The following is a 21800-nucleotide window of genomic DNA, read 5'->3' on the forward strand; positions in this document are numbered from 1 at the left end:
GCACGCAGTCCTCACAACCGCTTCCGTTGTACGTCGATCAGCAGCAAATATCACGGCTAGCTAATCCGTCGGATACTTTATCTTGAATGAAATACTAATCGTCTCTTCTAAAAGAAAAACTGGGAGGCATCCGCCTCCCAGTCTTCCATGTTAATTCAACTTCGTAAGCATGAATGCATCATGAGCAAGCGTATAGGAATTACTGCCCGGGTCTTTGCCCGTAACCTGGAATCGGAACGTCTTGTTGCCTGCCGAGCCGAACGTTACCGAACCAAGGCCGACAGTTTCATAGCCCTGCGGATTGCCGTAATGATCGATAGGAAATCCTTGCAATGCCCCGTCGATATACAATTGAGCCGTTCCGCGGTCAGGGTGCTTCTTGATTCGCGTGCTGATAGCGTACGTACCCGCTGCCGGAACGGGAATCGTATAATCAATCCATTGGCCTACTCCGCCGAAGCCGCTGTAGCTCAAAGAACCGCCGCTCGCCGCAGAATCCGATCCGGCCGTCACCGTCGCTCCTGCCGAAAGGTTTGTAGTCAAGCTTTCGCTTTCGTAGGTCAGCGGCTTCTTCGTCAAAGCGATATAGTCCGTAGCTAGCGTATAAACGCTGCTGCTTGCGTTCTTGCCTGTAATCTGGAATCGGAACGCCTTCGTGCCTGCGGAACTGAACGTCACGTCTCCCAGATCGACCGATGCATACCCTTGCGCGCTTTGGTATTGATCGACAGGCGCTCCTTGCGCAGCCCCATCGATGTAAAGCTGAGCCGTTCCGCGATCCGGATGCTTCTTCACCTGCACCTTGACGTTATACGTACCGGCTGCAGGAACATTAAGCGCATATTGAACCCAGCCGCCGACGCTGCCCGGATTGGCGTAATTTAATGACCCGCCGCTTGCGGACGTATCCGCCCCGTCCGTATTCGTACCACCGGAAGAAACCGTCGTAGTTGCCGTTTCTGCCTCGTATTTCACCGGCTCGTAAATCCGCGGCTGCAAATACTTGTCAGGAGACCGGTATGTTAACCGGATCGTATCCGTGGCGAGTGTATATTGCGAGCTGGCCGGATTTTTGCCCGTAAGCTGGAATCGGAACGTCTTGTCTCCCGCTGAGGCAAATGCGTAATTCCCGAGATTCACTTCGACAAAGCCTTGCGTGCTCGCATATTGATCCATCGGCACGCCTACCGCGACCCCGTCGATATAAAGCTGCGCAATTCCCCGGTCCGGATGCTTCTTCACCCCTACCTTCACGTTGTACGTGCCGGAGCTTGGAACATTAAGCATATAGTCTGCATATCCGCCTGCTGCATTGCCATTCGCATAGCTGAGCGACCCACCGCTTGCAGCCGCGTCGCTTCCGTTCGAGGAAGACCCTCCGCTGGACATCGTCAGCGGCAGGCTCTCCGCCTCGTTCTTGAAGCCGGACTCTACCGTTACGCTGCCGTTGCCTCCCGCGCCTATGACGACATCAGCGATAATCGTTTTGTTCGCCGTGCGGTCATAAATAACCGCTTTACCGGTCGAACCAGCCGTACCTGTCACATTGATCGTAAGGCTGGACGTGCCAGCGCTTTGCGTGAATGCTGTGATATTCTCATCGGCATACAGCACCTGCATATCGGAGCCGTTGTCCTCTTGTATCCAGAAGGCTTTGCCTCTGGACGTATTTTCCTTGAAGTTAACGGTCAGACCGGTCGACTTCAAGTCGGCTCCCGTGAATCTGCCTTTGTACTTATAGCCGATAACGCCGCTGTCGTTCATCGTGACGTCTTCCACCAAATACGTTTTGTTGCCGTCAAGCCAGCGAAGGTCGAGCGTGAATTCGTCCGGAGCGGCAGTCTCGTTGCCGGCCGTTGCGATAACAAGTGCCTTGCTTTTGTCGTCTGGTGCGTACATCCAAGCATATGGCCCGGCCGTATCATAGTTCGGACCGGCGTAGAGCGGACGGATGATTCCGTCAGTAAGCGCCTTGATACGCGGATTTTTCCGCCAATCGTTGAATTTTTTTAGCGTGCTGATGCCTGCCGCGCTCCATGTTCCAGGATCCTTCGCGAATTTGATAACGCGAGCCGGCATGTACGAGTAATAATCCTCTACTTTGCCGGTCGTAAGTCCGCCGTAGTAAACCGAGTTGAGCGGCAAATAACCGAAGCTATTCGTTTGAATCAGCATGCTCTTATCTACATTTCCTTTTGAGGAGACGAAGCCGTTGTCCCCGATATGAAGAAGGCCGATATTACGGTCACCTTGCGTCGGATAAATATCGACCTCGCTCGTCAGCTTCGTCAAGAAGTCGGGATGGCGCGAGACGATATCGTTGTTGTAGTCGCGTACGAGCACGTTTTTGCGGTATACGCTATCGCTTGGATGTGACGTCGACGTCGCCGCCGAGTTCGGCCAGAACTCGGTCAGGTCGATCATCTGATGGGACAGATGGTAATTCGGAATCATGAAATCTTCCACTTGGCCGCGCTTAAATTCGATGTTGGCGGGTTCAGCCAAATCGCGTCCGGCGTTATGGTTGTCACCGGTCATGCTGAACCAGATGCCAAAGCGCATGCCAGCCGCGACGATCGTATCGGTAAGCGCCGCGAGATTCGTCGTGAAGGAGCTGGCTGCCGTCGTCGTGTCCCGCGTCGTATTCCAGAAGTCGTCGACCATGACCATGTCCATGCCAGCTTGCGTCGCCTTTGGAATAACGGTATTGCGATAGTAAGACTCATTCCGGTTCCCTAACCATTCCCAGTCATTGGTCGTGAAGACAGAGGTCGTATCGTGATACTTGAATCTTTTGCGGAAATGCTCTTCGACCGCCATCTTACCGTCCATAATATCACCCTTGAACGCGGTCATATTGACGGAAATGTATTCGAACTTCTCGTTCGGAAACAACACGAGCTGCAGTGATCCGGGATTCGTCGAAACCTTAACGCCTGATATGCCGCTCCAAGCGTTAATGCCGGCGAACGGAAGGTTGTCCGCTGCGCCTTGCGTCTTCCAGTTCATCTCCGGCTGCAGCATCCAGCCATCGCCGGTATTGTAAGTCGTAATCGCATTTTTGCCCGTGTTCATCGGCAGAGCACCCGTCGTGCTGCTCCATGTCATATTCGGAACGTAATGCAGCGTATGGGCATCGTTCGGGAAATTGAGCGCGATTATGTCCGAAGCGGTAATCGTCTTGTTGGTCGTGCTGTTGTTCTTAATGAAATTGGAATATTTAAGTCCCGCCCTATCGTTATACATTTCGAATCGAAGCGTGATCGTGACATTTTGAGGCGAAGTTCTCGTAATCGGAATTTCGAGCCTCTTGCCCCAAGTTGTGCTGAATAACGAAATATTGTTAATGGTGTCGGAACCGATCGTCCAGCCCCCATCATTGGAATAAAGGTCGCTGCCTCCGTAATTGTAGTAGAACAAATGATTGCTGCCGCTTCCGGTCAAATATTCCTTGCCTGCCTCCTTGTTATAGAAGCTGGTCATCTGAATACTGCCGCTGGCAAAGGACAGAACGACCCTTAACACGTCATTTTCCAGCGTCCATTCATTACCGCTTTTCGTGATCGTCGAACCTGCTGCTTCTGCCGTCTGAACCGATCCATTCGGAACGAACGGAATACTCGTCATGCTTAACACGACTGCGAGAATCAAACAAAACAAACTGCGGAAACCAATTTTCAGCATCATTGAAACCCCTTTCATGAGTGGACAAGATGAAACCGTTGTCGCCGTCTTCTAGCGGCAAAGCTTACGTTTCGCGTAGAAATATAGAGAAAGTATGTGAAACGATATACTTTCCTATATTTCAAGCGTAAACGGCTGAAGCCAGCTTCTAGCGGCAAAGTTTACGTTTCGCGTAGAAATATAGAGAAAGTATGTGAAACGATATACTTTCCTATATTTAAAAATAAACCCGCAAACCACAGCGCAATTGGATTCCCTTAGATGAGAGTTTCTCGCTGTGATTTGCGGGTATGAAGCCATTTTTGTTGATGGACCGTTAATGCTTGGCCTATTATTACTTGCCCGTTGTTGCTTACCTATAATTATTTGCCTAACGAATTCATGAAATCTACGTATTCAGCCTCAGCATCAGCGGTACCAGGGTACCATTCCTTCTCCAGAAAATCCTTGAACTGCTGCTCCGTGATCGTGCCCGTAATAAATTTGATTTCGTTATCGTCCTTCTTCTTCACGAGATCCGGAATCGCGCTGTTCAGGCTTGCGATCTTAGGGGCTCTGACGGCAGGAACGTTCACGATAGTCATTTGGCCAAGCGCCGCATCGAGCTGGGATTTGTACAGATCAATCCGTTCTGTTGTCGTGGCATTGACGATCGATGCGCCTTCACCGTTAATCGCATTGGCTGGCGTCATATAGCTGCTCGTAAGCGTCGAAAGCTTCGTCGTCTGTTCGTCGGTACGCGAGATCGCTTTCGTTGCCGGATCGTAGCTGTCGAACGTTACGCCTTTAACGCCTAACTGGAACAGTGCGTTTGCTTCAGCCGTGTTGCCCCAATCGAGGAATGCGAGTACGTCGTCCACGTTTTTCGAGTCTTTCGGAATCATCCAGCCGCCCCACATTGCCGGCGTTACCCAGTCAGCGGCAACGCCATTGGCATCCTTCAATACACCGTGGTACGTATATTTTTTATCCGATTCAGGGTCTTTGCTGATATTGCCAAGCACCGTGCTTTGATGCGCGTAAATGATGCCCACGCGGTTCTGGTTCAGCTTCTCTTGGTCGACGTAAATTTTGTTGATCAAAAATTCGGGATCGATCAGCTTCTCGTCGTTCAGCTTCTTCAAGTATGTCAAATAAGGAAGGTATCCTGACATTTTCTCCCTGATTTTATACGTTCCGTCTGCATCCTTTACGCCATCCACGACTGGAAGGCCAAAAGCAGCAGTCAAAAAGTTCGACGCGTTCCAAATGGTATTGCGACCGAGGTCCGGTCCGGAGAAGCTTAGGCAATACGTGTCTTTCTGGCCATTGCCATCCGGATCCTGCTCCGTGAACGCCTCGCATACGTTCGTCAGCTCGTCCAGCGTCGTCGGCGCTTGCAGGCTCACCTTGTCCAGCCACTGCTGGTTGATCATATAGCCCCAATGATTGACGGCGTTCGTTCTCGGAATAATGTACGTTTTGCCGTCGGTAACCGATTTGACCGCGTTCCACATGTCCGGCGTAATGTTTTTCATCAAGTTCGGATAGTTCGCGATTTTTTCGTCAAGCGGCTCCAGCAAGCCGTTCTGCGCCCACTTCTCCATGTTCGCATCGGCGCCGTTTCCTGCCGTTCCCCAGTTGTAGATGACGTCGGGCAGATCGCCGGATGCCATCAGTACCTGCAGCTTGTCCACGTAGTTGTTGATCGGCGGAGCTTCGATTTCAAGCTTCACGTTAGCGATTTTCTCGACCTCGGCTACGACCGGGTTATCCTTGAGGACGATTTCCGCGTTGACCCGGTTGAACATTTTGATCGTAACCGGTTTCTTAACCTCTGGCGCATCAGTCCCCTTATTCGTCGATTGCGGCGCGTTCGTGCTGCCCTCACCCGTATTGCCTTCTTTGTTGCCCGAGCTGCAGGCAGCTAGCGCCGTTGCCAGAATCAACAAGGAAATGAGCGTTTTAGCTGTGCGGTGCTTTTTTGTAACCATGTCCTTCTCCCCTTTGATCATCGATTTATATTAAACCGCAGCTAACCGCAGATTTAACCGATCCAAGCGTAAACGGCTTTCGCCGTCCTATGTGCAAAAGCAGTCGATTCGCGGAGATATATAAGCGCATTTGTATGTGAAAAATATATAAACGCTTTCATATAACCTCTAGCCTTTGATAGAGCCGACAAGTATGCCCTTCATGAAATATTTCTGCATAAAAGGGTAGACCAGGATGATCGGCAGCGTGGAGAAAATGATAATCGCCATCTTGATCGTGAATTCGGTCACGCCGGAGGTTCCCGCATCCATCACGTCCTTGGCGACGCCGCCGCTGTCGACGACCATGTCCCTGACAATGAGCATGAGCGGCCATAGGTCTCGCTTGGACGTGTAGATGATTGCGTTAAAGAACGTATTCCATTGCGTTACCGCATGGAAGATCACGAATGTGGCGATCGCCGGTTTCGACAGCGGCACGATGATCCGGAACAAAATCCGCAGCTCGTTCGCGCCATCAATAGAGGCCGACTCCTCCAGGCTCGGCGGAATGTTGCCGATAAAATTTTTCATCAGCAGCAGGTTATAGGCACCTAGCGCGTTCGGAAGCACGAGGCTCCAAAGCGTATTGTACAGATCGAGCGATTTGATCAAATAAAAGTTCGGAATGAGCCCGCCGTTAAAAAACATCGTAAACGTTATGAGTACGAGGGCGAAGCCTCTGCCCTTCAAGTCCCGCTTCGAGAGCGGGTAAGCCGTAATAATCATGAGAAAAATGTTGATGCACACGCCGAGCACCGTAATGATGATCGTATTGCGATAACCGATCCATAGCTGATCCATCTTGAATATTTGCGTGTAAGCGCTGAACTCCAATTTATTAGGAATCAGCTTCAGCGGATTCGCTAAGTATTCGTTGTACGGCGTAACCGAGAAAGCGGCTACATAAAAGAATGGGAAGAGGCAAGCAATCGCGAACAACGTCAGGCATGCGTAATTGATGATGTCGAATAGCTTATCCCCGTTGGATCTGATATTCATGAGAAATGACCTCCTGTCGATATGCCGCAGGCAACGCTTGTCCGCATCACCATATCCCGTCTTCCTTCATGAGCTTCGCGATTCGGTTGCTTGCCAGCAGGAAGATGAGGCCGATGACGGAAGTGAACAGGCCGACGGTGGCGCCGAAGGAAAACCTTCCGCCGAGTATGCCTACCCGGTACGCGTACGTTTCGAACACTTCGGAGACGCCGAGGTTCATCGGATTTTGGAGCACGAATATTTGCTCGAAGCCGTTGTTCATAATGTGGCCAAGCCGCAAGATGAGCAGGATAATAATCGTTGATTTGATGCTAGGTATCGTAATGGACCATAGTCTTTGCAGTCGGCTTGCTCCGTCGATGCTTGCCGCTTCGTACAATTCCGAATTGATGGAGGCGATCGCGGCTAGGTAAATGATGCTCTCCCAGCCCGAGTCCTTCCAGATGCTGCTTAGCACGACAAGCGGCCGGAAATAATCGTTATCGGCAAGGAAGAAGACCGGCTCGATACCGAGCGATTTCAAAAACAGATTGAGCACGCCCCAGGACGGTGACAGGAAGTTGACCAGGATGCCGCCGATGACGACCCAAGATATGAAATGAGGCAGGTAGATGATCGTTTGCGTTATTTTCTGATAGGTCCGATTTCTCATTTCATTCAGGAATAGAGCAAGAATGATAGGAAACGGAAATCCGATGACCAGCTTCAGAAAGCTTAAATATAGCGAATTCCAAAATACGGTATAGAAGTCGCTCAGCCCGAACATATATCTGAAGTTCTCGAAGCCGATCCACGCGCTGTTCCAGATGCCCTTGGCGAAGTTGAAATCTTTGAAGGCGATAATGACGCCGTACATCGGCACGTAATTGAATACGAGGAAATAGATAATGCCGGGCAGCAGCAGCAGATACAGGTATTTCTTTTTGTTCAGATAACGAAACGTTTTTTTAGAGCTTGTCGCGAACATGGCGCACACCTCCATCCTTTGAATCCATTGTCTATTTCAGGACTAGGCTGAGCAGATCGTCCACGTGAGCGGTTGCCAAGCATTCGTATGCGTCTCCTGCCCCGTAATAGATCTTCACCTCTCCCGATTGTTCCAAAATCATTCCTCCGGGAAATATGACGTGATCGCGGAATCCGCCAGCCTTCTCGTAAGGAGCATCCGGCGCCATCAGCGGCTCTTCGTATAAACCGATTATTTTCTTGGGATTTTCCAAGTCAAGCAGCATGAGTCCTGCCGAGTAACGCTTCTTCCAGCTATCCTCCCAGCCGTTCTTCCCGCGGGACGGGTCGATATCGACCGCATGGAACGTCGTCAGCCAGCCTTTCTTCGTCTTGATCGGCGGCGCTGCCGGACCAAGCTTCGCATTGGCGAAAGGTACGCGTTCGACAGGAAGCAGCAGATCGGAGTTGCCCCAATCCTTCAAATCGGCTGAATCCGAAATCCATATGTCGAACCGCTCCTTCCCTTCCCGGCTATAGATCGTGAACGGCCTCTCGAGACGGACATAACGGCCGGCAATCTTCTCCGGAAACAGCACCATGTTGCGGTTGTCCGGCGCGCTCATGCTAAGCACTTCAAAATGCTCCAAATCGTCGGTTACCGCGATCCCGCCGCGAATGCCGTGCAGCGTATCGACCGCGAAGCACATGTAACAACGACCTTCGATCACGGTCAGCCTCGGATCATAAGTCCGTATAATCTCTTCATTCCTCAGATCGAAGATCGGTTCGGGTTTCACTTCCCAATTGATGCCGTCGGGGCTGAACGCGATACCGAGGTTCGTCGTACTGGAGGGGGATAGCGTCTGCTTTTCCGGTTGACCGTAATCGTTGCGGAACACCATCACGTATTGGCCTTGGAATTTGGTTACGCCGGCGTTGAATACGAGCGCGGGATTGTAAGGAACGTCCTCTCTCGTAAGAATGGGATTGTTCGGGTGACGCAGGATGACCGAGCTTGACGCAAGCTCTCCGATCAGTCCAATTGACGGTAATATCATGTAAATCCTCCTTGATGTTCGTAAATTGATTAGCGCTTACAAACACAGTTTATGGTATAATCGCTCAGTCAATGGTGCAAAAATTATTGTCAACACACTAATTTTTACTACAATTTTAGGAGGGGTCATCCTGACGATTTTTCCAATGAACAAAGATTTATCCGATTATGAAATGATTGCGGCGGACTTCCCCTTCTACGTATCGATCAACGAGGTTCGCCATTCCTTCCCCGCGCATCGGCATGATTTTCTGGAATGCTCGCTCGTTATCGCAGGCGAAGGACATGAAACGATCAACGGAATCCGCCATCCGATGAGCCGAGGCACCTTCACCTTTCTGCTACCTTATCAGGTACATGACATTGTTACGTATTCCGCGACTCCGATTCGGCTTTTCAACTGCATGTTCGCCATGGAGCTGCTCGTCTCGTCGGTTAAGACCGGATCCCCATACCTGCAAGCGCTGCTAGCGGAAAACCAGCGGCCATTCTTCCATCTGGACGGCGAAGAGTTGGTGAAGTTCGAAGAAATGATGCACAGTCTGCATAATGAATACAACCAAACGTCTCCGTTCCGCAACGAGCTCCTTACCATGAAGCTCCATGAAATCCTATTGCAGTTTCAACGGACTCGGGTATCCCGGCAAGGCATGAGCGCGCAGGAAAAGGCTTATCCCACAGGCAACGGCTCGATTTGGCCGGTTATCGAATACATTCACTATCACTACCGCGACGATCTATCCCTTTCCGGCTTAGCCGACCATTTCCGCATTCCGCCAACGAGACTTAGCATCGAAATTAAAAAACATGCAGGCATCAACTTCCTACATCTGCTCCACAAAATTAGAATTCGCCATGCCTGCAGCTTGCTTAGCGCAACCGACATGAGCATTCTGGACATTGCGCTTGAAGTCGGTTTCAGCTCGTACAACGTGTTCGGACGCCTATTCCGCGAATACAAAGGAATTACGCCAACCGAATATCGGCTGGCCAATCTCCATGCCTAACAACCAAAAAAGCTCGCCTGCTGTATGAGCAAGTCGAGCTTTTTTGGTATTGTTTTAATTGCTAATTGCCATCTACACCACGGTATACTTGGCAATTATTTCTCCCCACGGGGATAGCCCTTCCTCCCTAAACCCTAATTTCGCATAAAATCTTCTGGCTTGTTCGTTTTCAGGTTTATATCCCAGCATAATCATTTCAGTTCTATTGCCGCATTTTCTTATCTCATCGATAACGAGCAACATCGCATGGTAGCCGTAACCTTGTTGTTGAAACCTTCCATCAATCATAAAACGATAAATCCAGTCGTTACCGTCATCGGGGTCTAGCCCAAACATGGTAAATCCGATCATTGCCTCCTCATCGTAAATCGCCTTAATGACAAATGACTCCAAATATTGTGCTTCAGCAATTGAATATAGGTTTGAAGCCATAAACTGTTCTTGTTCTGGTTTCGGTTTAAGAAGGACAACTTCTGCCCAATTATCCTTAGTTACTGCTTTTAGCGTAAGCAATGGTGGATTCCTCCTCGTTTTTGAGAACCCGTACAATGAATTCCCTTACTTGATAGGTCTCTTTGACGCAACAGCTATTAGGCATTGATCATTTTTCATAATCCATCACTCCTTCAATTAAGCTTGCCGTATATATCGATCTTCGTGAACGGCAAGGGACTCCCTATAATAATAAAACGAAACGCTCCAAGGTTGATCATAAAGTTCACGTATAATTAATAATTACTGCCCAGCTTATTAACGCTACGTAATTCGGTTGACGAGCAGCTCGTTTAAAGCCAACGATTCATTTAATAGCAATATTCCAAAAGTTAACCAATTGCAGATTAGTATAGTAATAAGCAAAAAAAACACCCCTAAGGGTGTTTTTTTCACGATGAGAATGAAGTGAGATCGATCTAAAATCATTCAAGCCTGTCACTTTACATTATTTCCTGCATGCTGTGATCCATCTGCAGTTTAACTGTAATGAACAGCATTTGCTTGTCTTTTTCAGCGCTGATCATGCCACCCATGCCTTGCACAAGCTTACGGGAAATGTAGAGTCCGAGACCCGTGCCCTGACTGCTGCGGCTAGGATCCGCGGTATGAAAGCGGTCAAAAATGCTGTCAATGTCATCTGGCAAAGGAATCTCGGTTTCATTGCCAACCTTCACGGCATGAAACCCGCCTTCTTCATAAAAGGATATGGTTACCGTTCCATGGGCATACCTTAGCAGATTTTGAATCAAGTTATACATCACCCGCTGTAAAGCCATTGGATCAGCGCGGACTCCGGGAGGAATCGCTGCATCCTGGATATCCAGCTCCATGTTTTCCCGATCAAATTGTTCATAAAACCTTAGAAAACATTCGCAAACGGCATGTTCCAAATTCAAGCTCTGAATGTCATAACTATTCTCATTCAACTCAAGGAGCGTCAATTCATAGAAGCGTTCGGTCAAACCCTGCAGCACCTTGACCGAGTCCAAAATGATCGCTAAATATTCCTGTTGTTTTTCCGGCGACGTGGCCTTTTCCAATAGCTGCAAATAACCTGCTAAGGACGTGAGCGGCGTTCGCAAGTCATGCGACAAGCCGGTAATGGACAGCCGGATATTCCGCTCTAGGTCGTCTACGCGCCTGAGCTGATTTTCATAAACGTCCACCATCCCGTTGATCTCAAGGATGGCTTTTGCCAGCGCGGAATCATGTTCTTCCAGATATAGTCTTTGCCCATAACGCGCGCTCGCGGCAAGATCCGGCATTTGAACAGCCAACCGTTTTATTTCCCGCCGTAACAGATAGAAACGAGTAGCGAAAATCAGGCACATAGATGCCAATACGCCGATCAGCCAGTACATGCCAGCACCCCCTATTCCGCGAGCCGGAACCCTACGCCCCAGATTGTTTTAATATGCTTATGGGAGGATACGGCATTCAGCTTTGCCCTAAGATTGCTCACGTGCACATTAATGGTCTTTTCATCTCCGAAAAATTCCTCGTTCCATATGCTTTCGTAGATGTTCATCCGGCTGTAAACCTTGTGCGGATGACGCAGCAGGAGCTCTAATATTTCAAATTCGCGCTGGGTGAGCTGAATCGCACAATCGCCTGCCGCTACTTCATGTGTCTCTAAATTCAAATGGATATCAAGAAAGGTTAGCATTGTTGCGGACTCGTTATCTGTATATACGGTAAATCGCCTGAGTTGCGCCGCAACCCTCGCCATCAATTCATCAATGTCAAAGGGCTTCGTCATGTAATCGTCCGCACCTTGGGAGAGCAGCTTCAATTTGCTTTCTTTCTCTACTTTAGCAGACAGTACAATCACCGGCATATTCTCCGCTTTTCGCAGTTCGGCAAGAACCTCTTCGCCGGTTTTGCCCGGAAGCATCAGGTCAAGAATGACGCATTTCCATGGCTTCATTGGAATCAACAGGATTGCCTCGCTGCCGGAATATGCGCTTTCGGGACAGTAGCCCGCTCCGGTTAGTGCCTCGTACAAGAGACTGTTGATTGACGGATCATCTTCGATGACAAGAATTGGTTCGTTCATTCGGCATTAACTCCATCTTTATTTGATGTCCGATTTGTTAAATATGATACAGCCTATTATACAAGTGATCAAGAAATAGGAAGCGCTGACGATAATACCTTTGGCGACAAAAGCAGGGTCGCCGCTTAATTGACCAAACCCAGAAATATAATAGCCAGGCAAATACTCCTCCATATCCGCCAACCCCACCCTGCTTAAAAATCCTGGGAAAAACAACATGACAAGCATATATCCGAAGCCCAATATAATCGTCATTCCGAGACTCCTGCTAACGAAGGCAAACATTGTAATGATGGCCGCATAGGTTAAATGGTACAGAATCTGCATGAGAAAATTCCAGGTAAAAAAGCGCGCAAATTCATTAACCGCCATGTCTCCAAAACCGAATACCGCACTGAAGCCAACTGTCGCAACAATCGTGATCATCGTATAAATAGCAATTATGGCCACACATGCGGAAAACAGCTTGGACAAATAGACATTCGTTCTGTTTTTGCCAAGAGCAACAATATTTCTCATCGTACCGTTTTGAAATTCTGAAGCGACGAAATATCCCACAAAAGCCGAGAGCCACACTTGCAAGAGAAACGACCCATTGGCAGCCACCAACACTCCCAATTGACCTGGAAATGACGGTTCTCCCGTAGTCGTGTACTGCCCTAAGACTTGAATTACGGTCTGCGCGGTGACGCACGCAAGGATGATGGCGAGCACTTTGCCGCGGAGTAATTTGTACCATTCAGCATAAATCAGCGTCGTCATGCGTTCATCCCTCCCGTCAAATTCAAGAAATACTCTTCCAGCTTTTGTTCCGAAACAGCAATGCTTTCCACCACAATCCCAAGGCGGACTAGCAATGTATTCATCTCGCCCGTCCGTTCAATCTGCTCACGAACCCATAGCTCGTTAGCGGATATGGCTTGGCAGTCTGTTACACCGAAGTTTTCCTTTAATAGAGCCATGGCTTTCGCTGCATCCTTCGTTACAATTCGGATGTGCTGACGGGATTCAAGCGCCAATTCCTCCGCGGAAAGCTGCTTGATAAGCCTGCCCTTATCGATTATTCCGTAATGGGTGGCAACCTGCGCCAGCTCGTCCAGCAGATGGCTGGATACGAGCAGGGTGAGCCCTCTTTCCCGCGCGAGGCGTCGCAGCAATTCCCTTGTCTCGATGATGCCTTTGGGATCAAGGCCGTTAGCGGGTTCGTCCAGAATCAAAAACTCGGGGTTGGGAATCAGGGCAATTGCCAGCGCCAGCCGCTGCCTCATGCCGAGTGAAAAGTTTTTCGCTTTCTTGTTGCCCGTATCGGCCAGTCCGACAATTTCAAGCGTCTTTGTGATGGCGCTTTTGTCTGGAACGCCGGAGATGATTCGCTGGATTTCAAGATTTTGCACGGCGGTCAAGTTCGGATAGATAGCTGGTGTTTCAATTGATTGCCCAATTCGTCGCCTGCCGCGCTGCAACGCGTTCTCTCCCGTTTGCCCGAACAATTCCAACTCGCCGCTGGAGGGAGAAACAAGTCCGCAGACAACCCTCATAAAGCTTGTTTTCCCCGCGCCGTTCAAGCCGATCAGCCCGTAAATCTGGCCTCGCTTGATTTCCATGCTCACGTTATTTATGGCGTAAGCGGCGCCGTATTTCTTGCTTATGTCTCTCGTCCGCAATACATATTCACTCATACCGTTTCTCCTTTTAAATGAAGTATGAGCATAGAATAATACACAAAAACCAAGAAATAGATTAGCAAAGATAAAGAAAATATAAAGATTGCTAGATTTCGATTCCCTATCGAGATCGAATATCTATCATGCGTAGCATGGTTTGACCATTTTCTTCTCATTTTTACGGTTTCCAAGCTGTTTTTCTGTAAGAATGCTCTTTTCCTTTTTAACATATCGTAAAGCCCATGTACAATTCCTCTCGGCATTTATCCACATGAACCTACTTCTAGCCAGTTCGGCAAATCAAAAACTCCGCGCTAAGCGCGGAGTTTAGTCCATATATGTTCTATTGCTCCTTATCGTTTAAAACGCTAATCATCTATTCCTTTTCCATTAAGAATATGCACGAAATATTTTTCAATCCTCGACTCCCGGGTTTTGGATTGCTTGGCCGATGAGAAATAAAGAAGGTATGCTCGTTGCCGTCCCGGCGTCAGTGCTTCAAAAGCCGTTTTTAAGTCGGGAATTTCAACGAATTTATTTTCCAGCTCCTCAGGCATGCTGTATTCCGTATTCTTCTTATACTCCACCTGCAAGCCGGCTTTCTCTACCGCAATGGCTTCATCGATATATGACTTCAAAATAAGCTGCATCTCATCTATGGCTTGAACGTTGGTGAACCGGATTTGACGAGCAGCCTGAACATTTTCCGTTTGTTGGATTAGAATGCCATGGGGATCTTTTAACAGCGCGCCTTTGTGAAACAGAAGCGCACAGTAATCCTTAAAGCCATGAATCAAAACAATGTTTTTATCGTCGCCGTACGTGTAACAAGGATGCATCCATTTAAACTCCTCGGTCAAACCGCAGTCAAGCACGATTTCTCTCAACAGCTCGAATTCTTCCTTCCATTTCTTAAGCTTTCTAAAATAGGGATCAATCTTAGAATTCTTTTCACCTTTTGCCATCAAGGCACCACCTTTTTTTTGTTTTGCTTGCTCAAAAACTACATTGCCCGCTCAGGCTTGCCGCGCCATTTGCGCCACCCGAATTCAGCTCCGTTTCGTCCTTGTGCATTTGAAAATCCGGCATGCCCGAGAAGGAGGTTAACCTTCTTCCTCTTCTTCTAATAGTTGCTTTAAATGCAGCATATTCGCACTCCAGAACCTGCTGTAGTAAGCTACCCAATCTTGAATTTCTTTGAGAGGAGCCGTATTTAGCTGAAATCTCGTTTCCCTGCCGACTTTTCGGTCAAGGACCAGTCCGGCTTCTTTTAGAATGGTCAAATGCTTGGAAACCGCTGTACGGCCCATTTCAAACTGTATCGTTAATTCATATAGCGGTATCTCCTCCGCCTCTGCTAACAGATGAATGAGTCGGCGCCGAGTTGGATCTGCAATGGCATCGAACACATCACGCTTCACATTGTTCACGCTCACTGCAATCCCTCCAATTTTCTATTGTAGACATACGAATGCTCCAAGCTATCTTTGCCTGAATAGTCGTTGATTGGACACCATTTAGTGACATTTCAATTATGTATACCTTTCAATGTCATGTCAAGGGCAATAACATTTTTGATATAGCCGCTGTACGATAGCACATAGGCTTTATGATCATTTTTAAAATGTTTTGAAGGTACATGAAGGTATGCAACTAAACGGGTACCCCTACTCTCGGCACTTTAAAAAGTGGCAAGCATAAGGGTACCCGTATAAAAACCATGTTACATGTATTAAAGCTGCTGCTTGGATAAAACAAAATTCAGGTCATCGTGACTGGCAATATGGTTCCGTCTTCGCCGAATCTCATGCGGTCGACGCATAATACCCGGTGGTTTCGGTCCGTTTCCGTGAGCGGCCTTCGATGGTATGCGATGTACCACTCATCCGCGCCTGCGCCTTGAAATACGCCATGGTGGCCAGCTCCCGTGGCAACATGGGGGTCCTGCTGCAGTATTTTTCCGACTCTTTCAAACGGACCCAGCGGGGAAGGCGAACATGCGTAGGCCACAGAATAATCCGGTCCGCCCCATCCCCCCTCAGCCCACATGAAGTAATAAAAACCGTCTCGCTTCAACATGCACGGGCCTTCGACGTATTGTTCAGGCGTGATTTCTTTATAGGTTAATCCGTCCTCGAGCCGATCAAGACTGACCATATCTTCGTTAAGCTTTACCACGTTGCAATGGCCCCAACCTCCATAATACAAATAGGCGGTACCGTCATCGTCAATGAAGACATGCGGATCGATGGGCTGAGCCCCGAATTGGAATCGATCAATGAGCGGTTTGCCTATCGCATCGTGGAAAGGACCTTCAGGCCGAGAGGAGACCGCTACTCCGATACCGCCATATTCATGATCGCTTTGAATGTCATTCGCGCAGAAATAGAGGTAATATCGGCCGTTCTTCTCAATCGTCGACGGTGCCCACAAAGCTCGCTTCGCCCACTCAATTCGTTTGATATCCAAAATATTTTCTGCCTTTGTCCACGTAATCAAATCGTCGGAATAAAAAGCATCAAAAAAAGTTTGTTCGTCATATTCCGCTGAATAAGTCGGATAAATCCAATAACGTCCTTCAAAATTTCTTGCTTCCGGATCCGCATACCAGCCAGGTACGATCGGATTAATCGCAGACCGCTCTACTGCTTCTGCGGAATGTTCGTTCATTGTCATCTCCATCCCCCTTAACCCGCTAATGGCTATACAGCTGTTTGTTGTCTGCTTCAGTCATCCAGACCTGCATAAATCCAGGCTCCCGATTGTCCCACGCGTAATAAGGGATCAACCGGTATGGCTTTTCGCCAGGCTGCGTGCTATTGACTGTTAATGTCGTCAATCCTCCCAGCAGCTCAGGACGATTATCCACATAAATACCGCCGCCCGGTGAAATCGCGAAACGATCATATGACAAGTCCGGATTATCCTGCTGCTCTAAGCAATAAACGATTGGCCCACGCTGAAAAGCTACCCGGCCGCGATTAGCGTCGACTTCCGGCCTGGACCGAACCACCTCTACCGGCATGTCCAGCTCCAGCAGGACGGTGTCTCCTTGAGACCAATGACGACGCAGATCCAAATAGCCATGCTCTGAAAGAACTGCCGTCTGCTCGCCGCTGACAGTTATACGGTAACCTTTGCACCACCCAGGCAAACGAAGGCGTACGGAGAAATCTCCCTCTTGTTCCGGAGTAACCGTTAGCTCGATTGCCCCATCCCAAGGATAATTCGTTTTTTGCGTAACCTCAACCTTTTTCCCGCAGCCTGTCTCCAAATCCGCATGACCGCCAATGTATTGATTGACTGCGATTCCGTCACTGGTCGCGGCATACGCATACTGCCCGATTGACGGAATAAATCGGACGAGATTGGTTGGACAGCAGGAGGTATGGAACCATTCTACACGGTGATGCGCGCCTTGGGAAGCTAACGGATTCACGTAAAAAAAACGGTCCCCGGACAACGAAATGCCTGATAATGCACCATTATACAGTTCGGTCTCCACGAGATCGGCATATTTCGCCTCCCCGAACAGCAGGTTCATACGATGGTTCCAGAACGCCATGGCGATCGCAGCACAGGTTTCGCAATATGCAGATTCGTTCGGCAAATCATAATCATGCGTAAACCCTTCGTTGTGCACGGAAGGCCCGACTCCGCCTGTAACGTACATATTGCGCTCCACCGTATGGGACCATACCCGCTGAAGAGCCCCTACATAAGCGGAATCTCCCGACACGCGTACAACATCGGCCATCGCGGCAAATAAATACATCGCCCGAACGGCGTGTCCGGTTACCTTCTCAATGTCGCGTACGGGAACATCATCCTGACAGTATGCAGGCCCCCATTCAGGCTTGTTCCATATCTCGCCTTGTCCATGCCCATGCCCGCGCTCTTCGAGCAACCATAATGCAAGCTTCCAGTAGCGTTCTTGCTTTGTCGCCTGATAGAGCTTGACTAATGCCAGCTCTATTTCCTGATGTCCCTCAGCCCAATGGCGTTTGCCTGGTCCGAACATGCTGTCGTAATGATCGGCCAGCCGACATGCGACGTCGAGCAGAACCCGCTTCCCGGTCGCTTCGAAATAAGCGACAGCCGCTTCAATGAGATGGCCGCCATTGTACATCTCATGCTTTTCCATATCGGACCACTTAAGCTCCGGAGCGCACACCGTAAAGTAAGTGCTTAAATAACCATCCGGCTCCTGCGCTGCCTGAATTTGCTCAATAATCATGTCCAGCTCGGCTTCAAGCTCCCAGTCACGCTCCAACATAAGCGTATAAGCCGCGCCTTCGATGACCTTATACACGTCAGAATCGTTGTAATACATCCCCTCGTATTCGCCCTCCATCCGCCCTGCCGCTTTGGAGAAATTCGCAATTCTTCCGGTCGCTTCGCATTGGTCTAAGCAGGTTCTGACCGTCTTTTTTTTCAATACCTCCAACCGGGGCCGCCAAAACGCATCCTGTATCTCCACTTTCGTAAACGGAACGTCCTGCCAGTGCTTGAGAACATGCTCGATCATTGTCATTTTTTCCCCTCTTTCCTTGAATACTCTTAGTTCTCCTACTTATCCTTTCAATCCGGTCAGCGTAATTCCTTCGAGAAAATATTTCTGGCCGACCAGAAAAACGATGACGCAAGGCAGCACGACTGCCGCCGAAGCCGCCATTAGCAAATCCCATTGCGCCGTATAAGTGCCTTGAAACATCTGAAGGCCGATAGCCAGCGTGAACAGCCTGTCGCTTTTCAAATAAATTAACGGCCCCATGAAATCATTCCACGTACCGAGGAAGCAGAACAAGGCAACGACGATAATGGCCGAACGGCTCAATGGAAAAATCAACGACCGGTAAATCTGGAAGTATGTCGCGCCGTCTACATATGCCGCTTCATCAAAGTCTCTAGGTATCGTTAAATAAAATTGCCGAAGCAGAAAAATATTGAAAATGCCTCCGCCAAAATAAGCAGGTACGATTAGCGGATAATACGTATCGTAAAATCCGAGCATTTGCCAGCCAAGAAAGCTTGGGATAAGGGTGACTGCCGCAGGCAGCATCATGCTGGTCATCAGAATGCCGAACACGGTATCCCTGCCGCGCCAATCAATCCTCGAGAATCCAAACGCCGCTACGCTGCTTGTAAGAACCGTCCCTACAATAGTGGAGACTACGATGATGAAGGTGTTCGTGAAATAAGTCCCAAACGGGAGAATCGTAAGAGCCCTATGAAAGTTATCCCAGCGAAAAGGCGAAGGAATCCATTCCGGCGGCATGGAGAATATTTGCGATAAATCCATTAGAGCACTTCGGATCAGCCACAAAAACGGGCCGAAAAACAATACCGATACGAACAGAAGCATCGTATATCCGGCGGCAAGCGCAAGCTTCGATTGTCTCATGTGCGCCCCTCCCCTTCATAATAAACCCAAGACTTGGACGTTTTGAATACGATAAAAGTAAAGAACAAAATGATGATAAAGAGTACCCAAGCCAGCGCGGAGGCATATCCCATTTCCGTATCGCGGAACCCGGTCCTCCATAAGTAAAACACGTAAAACAAGCTTTTATTGTTCGGTCCGCCCTGCGTCAGGATGTACGCTTCGTTGAACACCTGAATGGAGCCGATTATCGTCATAATCGTGTTAAAGAAAATCGTCGGAGAAACCATCGGAATCGTAATATGGCGAAGCTTGCTGTACCAGCCTCCTCCATCCACTTCGATTGCTTCATAATATTGGCGAGGAATTCCCGACAAGCCAGCCAAGAAAATAATGACCGTTCCCCCGATGCCCCAAAGCGTTGTCAATACGACGGACGGAATGACGCTTTGCTCCGAATACAGCCAATCGCTCTCGGGAAGATGGAACCATTTGAGCACCGAATTGATAAGCCCGAGATCCGGATTAAGCAGCCACATCCAAATCATGGCGGACGCGACGGCAGGCACGATACTCGGCAGATAAATAATCGTCCGGAAGATGGCTCTGCCCTTTACGTTCATATTCAATAGCAAGGCAATGAAAAAGGAGAGCAGAATGACGGCTGGCACGCGCAGCGCGACAAAATAAAACGTAACGCCTAAAGACTTGTAGAAAAACTCGTCCTCTCCCGAAAAAAGCGTTGCATAATTATCGAAACCGATAAATGAGGTTTGTTCCTTAAATACAGAGTAATCCGTAAAGCTGAGCACCATGCTGGCAATCATGGGACCGAGAGTAAAGATGATAAACCCGATAATCGCGGGCGACGTGAACAGTAACCCGTAGAACAAGCCCTTCCTCATGTATGCCTCCAATCCGATACCCATAGCTAAAGAGAACGGCGATATCTCCTTGCAATCGCCGCTCTTTAGTTGTAGTATCAGCCCTCTGTTAATTCGCTACGTCACGGCGTCCTTTTACTTGCTCCTGAGCTTTGGCCGCGATGCTATCCATCGCTTCCTGTGCCGATTCCTTGCCCAGCCACACTTTATCCAGCGCAGGATTGACGACATCCATAATTTTATTGAAATTTTTCACGTATCCCGTGGGAGTCTGATGCCCATGGTTCAGCAGCACGTCAATGACAGCGTCTTTGTATCCGGACGGGCGGGACGCAAGGCCTTCCGTCCATTTGGCAAGCAATGCCTCATCGGTATACCAGTCTCTGGCCGCAGGCATCCACGTCCCTGCCTTAAGCATGTCAATCGAAGCTTCGGGTTCAATCAATGCCTTTACCAACTCCCAAGCCTCTTCAGGATGTTCGGTAGACTTGAAGATGGAGAACATTGCGCATACGACCGTGGTCATCGGCTCTTTCATAACCGGCAGCACGCCAACGTTAAAATTGAAATTCGATTGCGCGAGAGCAGAGCTCGCCCATTGACCGTCAATCGCCATCGCTACCTTCTTCGTTTGCAGCGCAACGTTTGTCGAAGGAATGTTCTTGGCTTGCACAGGGGAAGGAGATACATGATGCACATTGATTAGATCCGCCATCCTCTGGATCGCTTCCACCGCTTCCGGCTGATTAAGCGCAAAGGATTGTCCGTCCGGTGATACAAAATCTCCGCCGTTTGAGTAAATAAAATTACTATAGCTGCCCCACCAGGTCGGAAGATTGAGCCCGTATTGCTTAATATTTTTGGGATCAAAGCCTGCTTCTGCAGCGTTTTTGCCATTCTTATCAAGCGTCAGCTGCTTGGCTACCTCTACGAACTGGTCCCAGCTCCACGCTTCTGAGGCTTTGCTAGGCGGAGGCTCGATTCCGAGCTCCTTGAACACATCTTCGTTATAGAATAAAGCGAAGGTTTCAGGGCCTGGCGCGATGCCGATTACGTTGCCCGGTTCAAGCGAATACGTAATGTTGGGAACAAGGCTGCTTTCGTTCATATTCGAATCCGTTGCCAGAAAATCTTGAAGATTATAGAACTTGCCTTGTTCTGCGAGCGGATAAGCAATGCTTCCCGATTCCATCATAGCGATGTCCGGAACGTCGTTGCCGGCCACCATCGTCGTTAGCTTCGTATCGTAATCCGCAGCAATATGCTGAAGTTCCACCTTGATATTGGTATGCTCCGCTTCGAATTTTTGAATGACGTTTTTATATGGTTTTACTTCTTCCGGCGCTCCCCATACGGTTAAGCGCAGCGTAATCTTTTCCTTGCCGGTATTATCGTCCGTCGAGCTCGCAGCGCCTCCGGCAGCCTCGCTTCCATTGCTAGAATCAGACTTAGTACATGCGGATAATACGGTTGTAATTAGTAACAGCATAAGAATCAGAACGGTTGCTATTTTCTTCTGTCCCGTCATTTTTCCGGTCCCCTTTCATTGGTTAGCCGATGATTCATAGCTGCAGTCTATGATGAACTCATTATAAGATACAAAATAAC

General features: G+C 48.9%; 18 protein-coding genes. 1 reads left to right on the forward strand and 17 read right to left on the reverse strand.

Going from position 1 to position 21800, the window contains the following annotated elements; genetic code table 11:
* Positions 1-150: 150 nt before the first annotated feature.
* From AC0YN3_RS06305 to AC0YN3_RS06325, 5 genes are all read right to left on the reverse strand, one after another.
* Positions 151-3687: a GH36 C-terminal domain-containing protein gene (locus tag AC0YN3_RS06305; protein WP_475774211.1), complete on the reverse strand. Its 3537-nt coding sequence runs from the start codon at positions 3685-3687 to the stop codon at positions 151-153.
* 359 nt (positions 3688-4046) lie between these two features.
* Positions 4047-5657, reverse strand: coding sequence for an extracellular solute-binding protein (locus AC0YN3_RS06310; RefSeq protein ID WP_475774212.1), 1611 nt, complete (start codon positions 5655-5657; stop codon positions 4047-4049).
* A gap of 168 nt (positions 5658-5825) precedes the next feature.
* Complete coding sequence (locus AC0YN3_RS06315) at positions 5826-6698, reverse strand: carbohydrate ABC transporter permease (RefSeq protein WP_475774213.1); 873 nt, start codon at positions 6696-6698, stop codon at positions 5826-5828.
* A gap of 46 nt (positions 6699-6744) precedes the next feature.
* Positions 6745-7665, reverse strand: a complete 921-nt coding sequence (locus AC0YN3_RS06320; RefSeq protein WP_475774214.1) for an ABC transporter permease — start codon at positions 7663-7665, stop codon at positions 6745-6747.
* Positions 7666-7696: 31 nt separating this feature from the next.
* Entirely contained in the window at positions 7697-8704 is a 1008-nt protein-coding gene (locus AC0YN3_RS06325; protein WP_475774215.1) for a glycoside hydrolase family 130 protein, read from the reverse strand.
* Between the two features lie 145 nt (positions 8705-8849).
* Here AC0YN3_RS06325 and AC0YN3_RS06330 point away from each other — a divergent pair, with 145 nt between their 5' ends.
* Entirely contained in the window at positions 8850-9710 is an 861-nt protein-coding gene (locus AC0YN3_RS06330) for a helix-turn-helix domain-containing protein (RefSeq protein ID WP_475774216.1), read from the forward strand.
* A gap of 72 nt (positions 9711-9782) precedes the next feature.
* Here the strand turns inward: AC0YN3_RS06330 and AC0YN3_RS06335 are convergent, their stop codons facing one another.
* From AC0YN3_RS06335 to AC0YN3_RS06390, 12 genes are all read right to left on the reverse strand, one after another.
* Complete coding sequence (locus AC0YN3_RS06335) at positions 9783-10223, reverse strand: GNAT family N-acetyltransferase (RefSeq protein ID WP_475774217.1); 441 nt, start codon at positions 10221-10223, stop codon at positions 9783-9785.
* Between the two features lie 422 nt (positions 10224-10645).
* Positions 10646-11566 carry a sensor histidine kinase gene (locus AC0YN3_RS06340; RefSeq protein ID WP_475774218.1) on the reverse strand — a complete coding sequence of 307 codons (921 nt, stop codon included), beginning with the start codon at positions 11564-11566 and terminating at the stop codon, positions 10646-10648.
* Positions 11567-11577: 11 nt separating this feature from the next.
* Entirely contained in the window at positions 11578-12261 is a 684-nt protein-coding gene (locus AC0YN3_RS06345) for a response regulator transcription factor (RefSeq protein ID WP_475774219.1), read from the reverse strand.
* Positions 12262-12279: 18 nt separating this feature from the next.
* Positions 12280-13023 carry an ABC transporter permease gene (locus AC0YN3_RS06350; RefSeq protein WP_475774220.1) on the reverse strand — a complete coding sequence of 248 codons (744 nt, stop codon included), beginning with the start codon at positions 13021-13023 and terminating at the stop codon, positions 12280-12282.
* On the reverse strand, positions 13020-13940 hold the full coding sequence (locus tag AC0YN3_RS06355; RefSeq protein ID WP_475774221.1) for an ATP-binding cassette domain-containing protein: 921 nt from the start codon (positions 13938-13940) through the stop codon (positions 13020-13022). Before AC0YN3_RS06355 ends, AC0YN3_RS06350 begins: the two co-directional genes overlap by 4 nt.
* A 353-nt stretch (positions 13941-14293) precedes the next feature.
* A complete protein-coding gene (locus tag AC0YN3_RS06360) occupies positions 14294-14890 on the reverse strand; it encodes a YdeI/OmpD-associated family protein (RefSeq protein ID WP_475774222.1) in 597 nt (198 codons plus the stop codon).
* Between the two features lie 138 nt (positions 14891-15028).
* The gene (locus AC0YN3_RS06365; protein WP_475774223.1) at positions 15029-15361 is read right to left on the reverse strand and encodes an ArsR/SmtB family transcription factor; all 333 of its coding nucleotides are present in this window, start codon (positions 15359-15361) and stop codon (positions 15029-15031) included.
* 325 nt (positions 15362-15686) lie between these two features.
* The gene (locus tag AC0YN3_RS06370; RefSeq protein ID WP_475774224.1) at positions 15687-16601 is read right to left on the reverse strand and encodes a glycoside hydrolase family 43 protein; all 915 of its coding nucleotides are present in this window, start codon (positions 16599-16601) and stop codon (positions 15687-15689) included.
* Between the two features lie 19 nt (positions 16602-16620).
* Positions 16621-18459 (reverse strand): glycoside hydrolase family 127 protein, encoded by a 1839-nt coding sequence (locus AC0YN3_RS06375; protein WP_475774225.1) that lies wholly within the window; start codon positions 18457-18459, stop codon positions 16621-16623.
* Between the two features lie 39 nt (positions 18460-18498).
* On the reverse strand, positions 18499-19329 hold the full coding sequence (locus tag AC0YN3_RS06380) for a carbohydrate ABC transporter permease (protein WP_475774226.1): 831 nt from the start codon (positions 19327-19329) through the stop codon (positions 18499-18501).
* A complete protein-coding gene (locus AC0YN3_RS06385) occupies positions 19326-20213 on the reverse strand; it encodes a carbohydrate ABC transporter permease (protein WP_475774227.1) in 888 nt (295 codons plus the stop codon). Before AC0YN3_RS06385 ends, AC0YN3_RS06380 begins: the two co-directional genes overlap by 4 nt.
* Positions 20214-20301: 88 nt before the next feature.
* Positions 20302-21720: an ABC transporter substrate-binding protein gene (locus AC0YN3_RS06390; protein WP_475774228.1), complete on the reverse strand. Its 1419-nt coding sequence runs from the start codon at positions 21718-21720 to the stop codon at positions 20302-20304.
* Positions 21721-21800 lie beyond the last annotated feature (80 nt).

The organism is Paenibacillus sp. J22R232 (assembly GCF_056269165.1).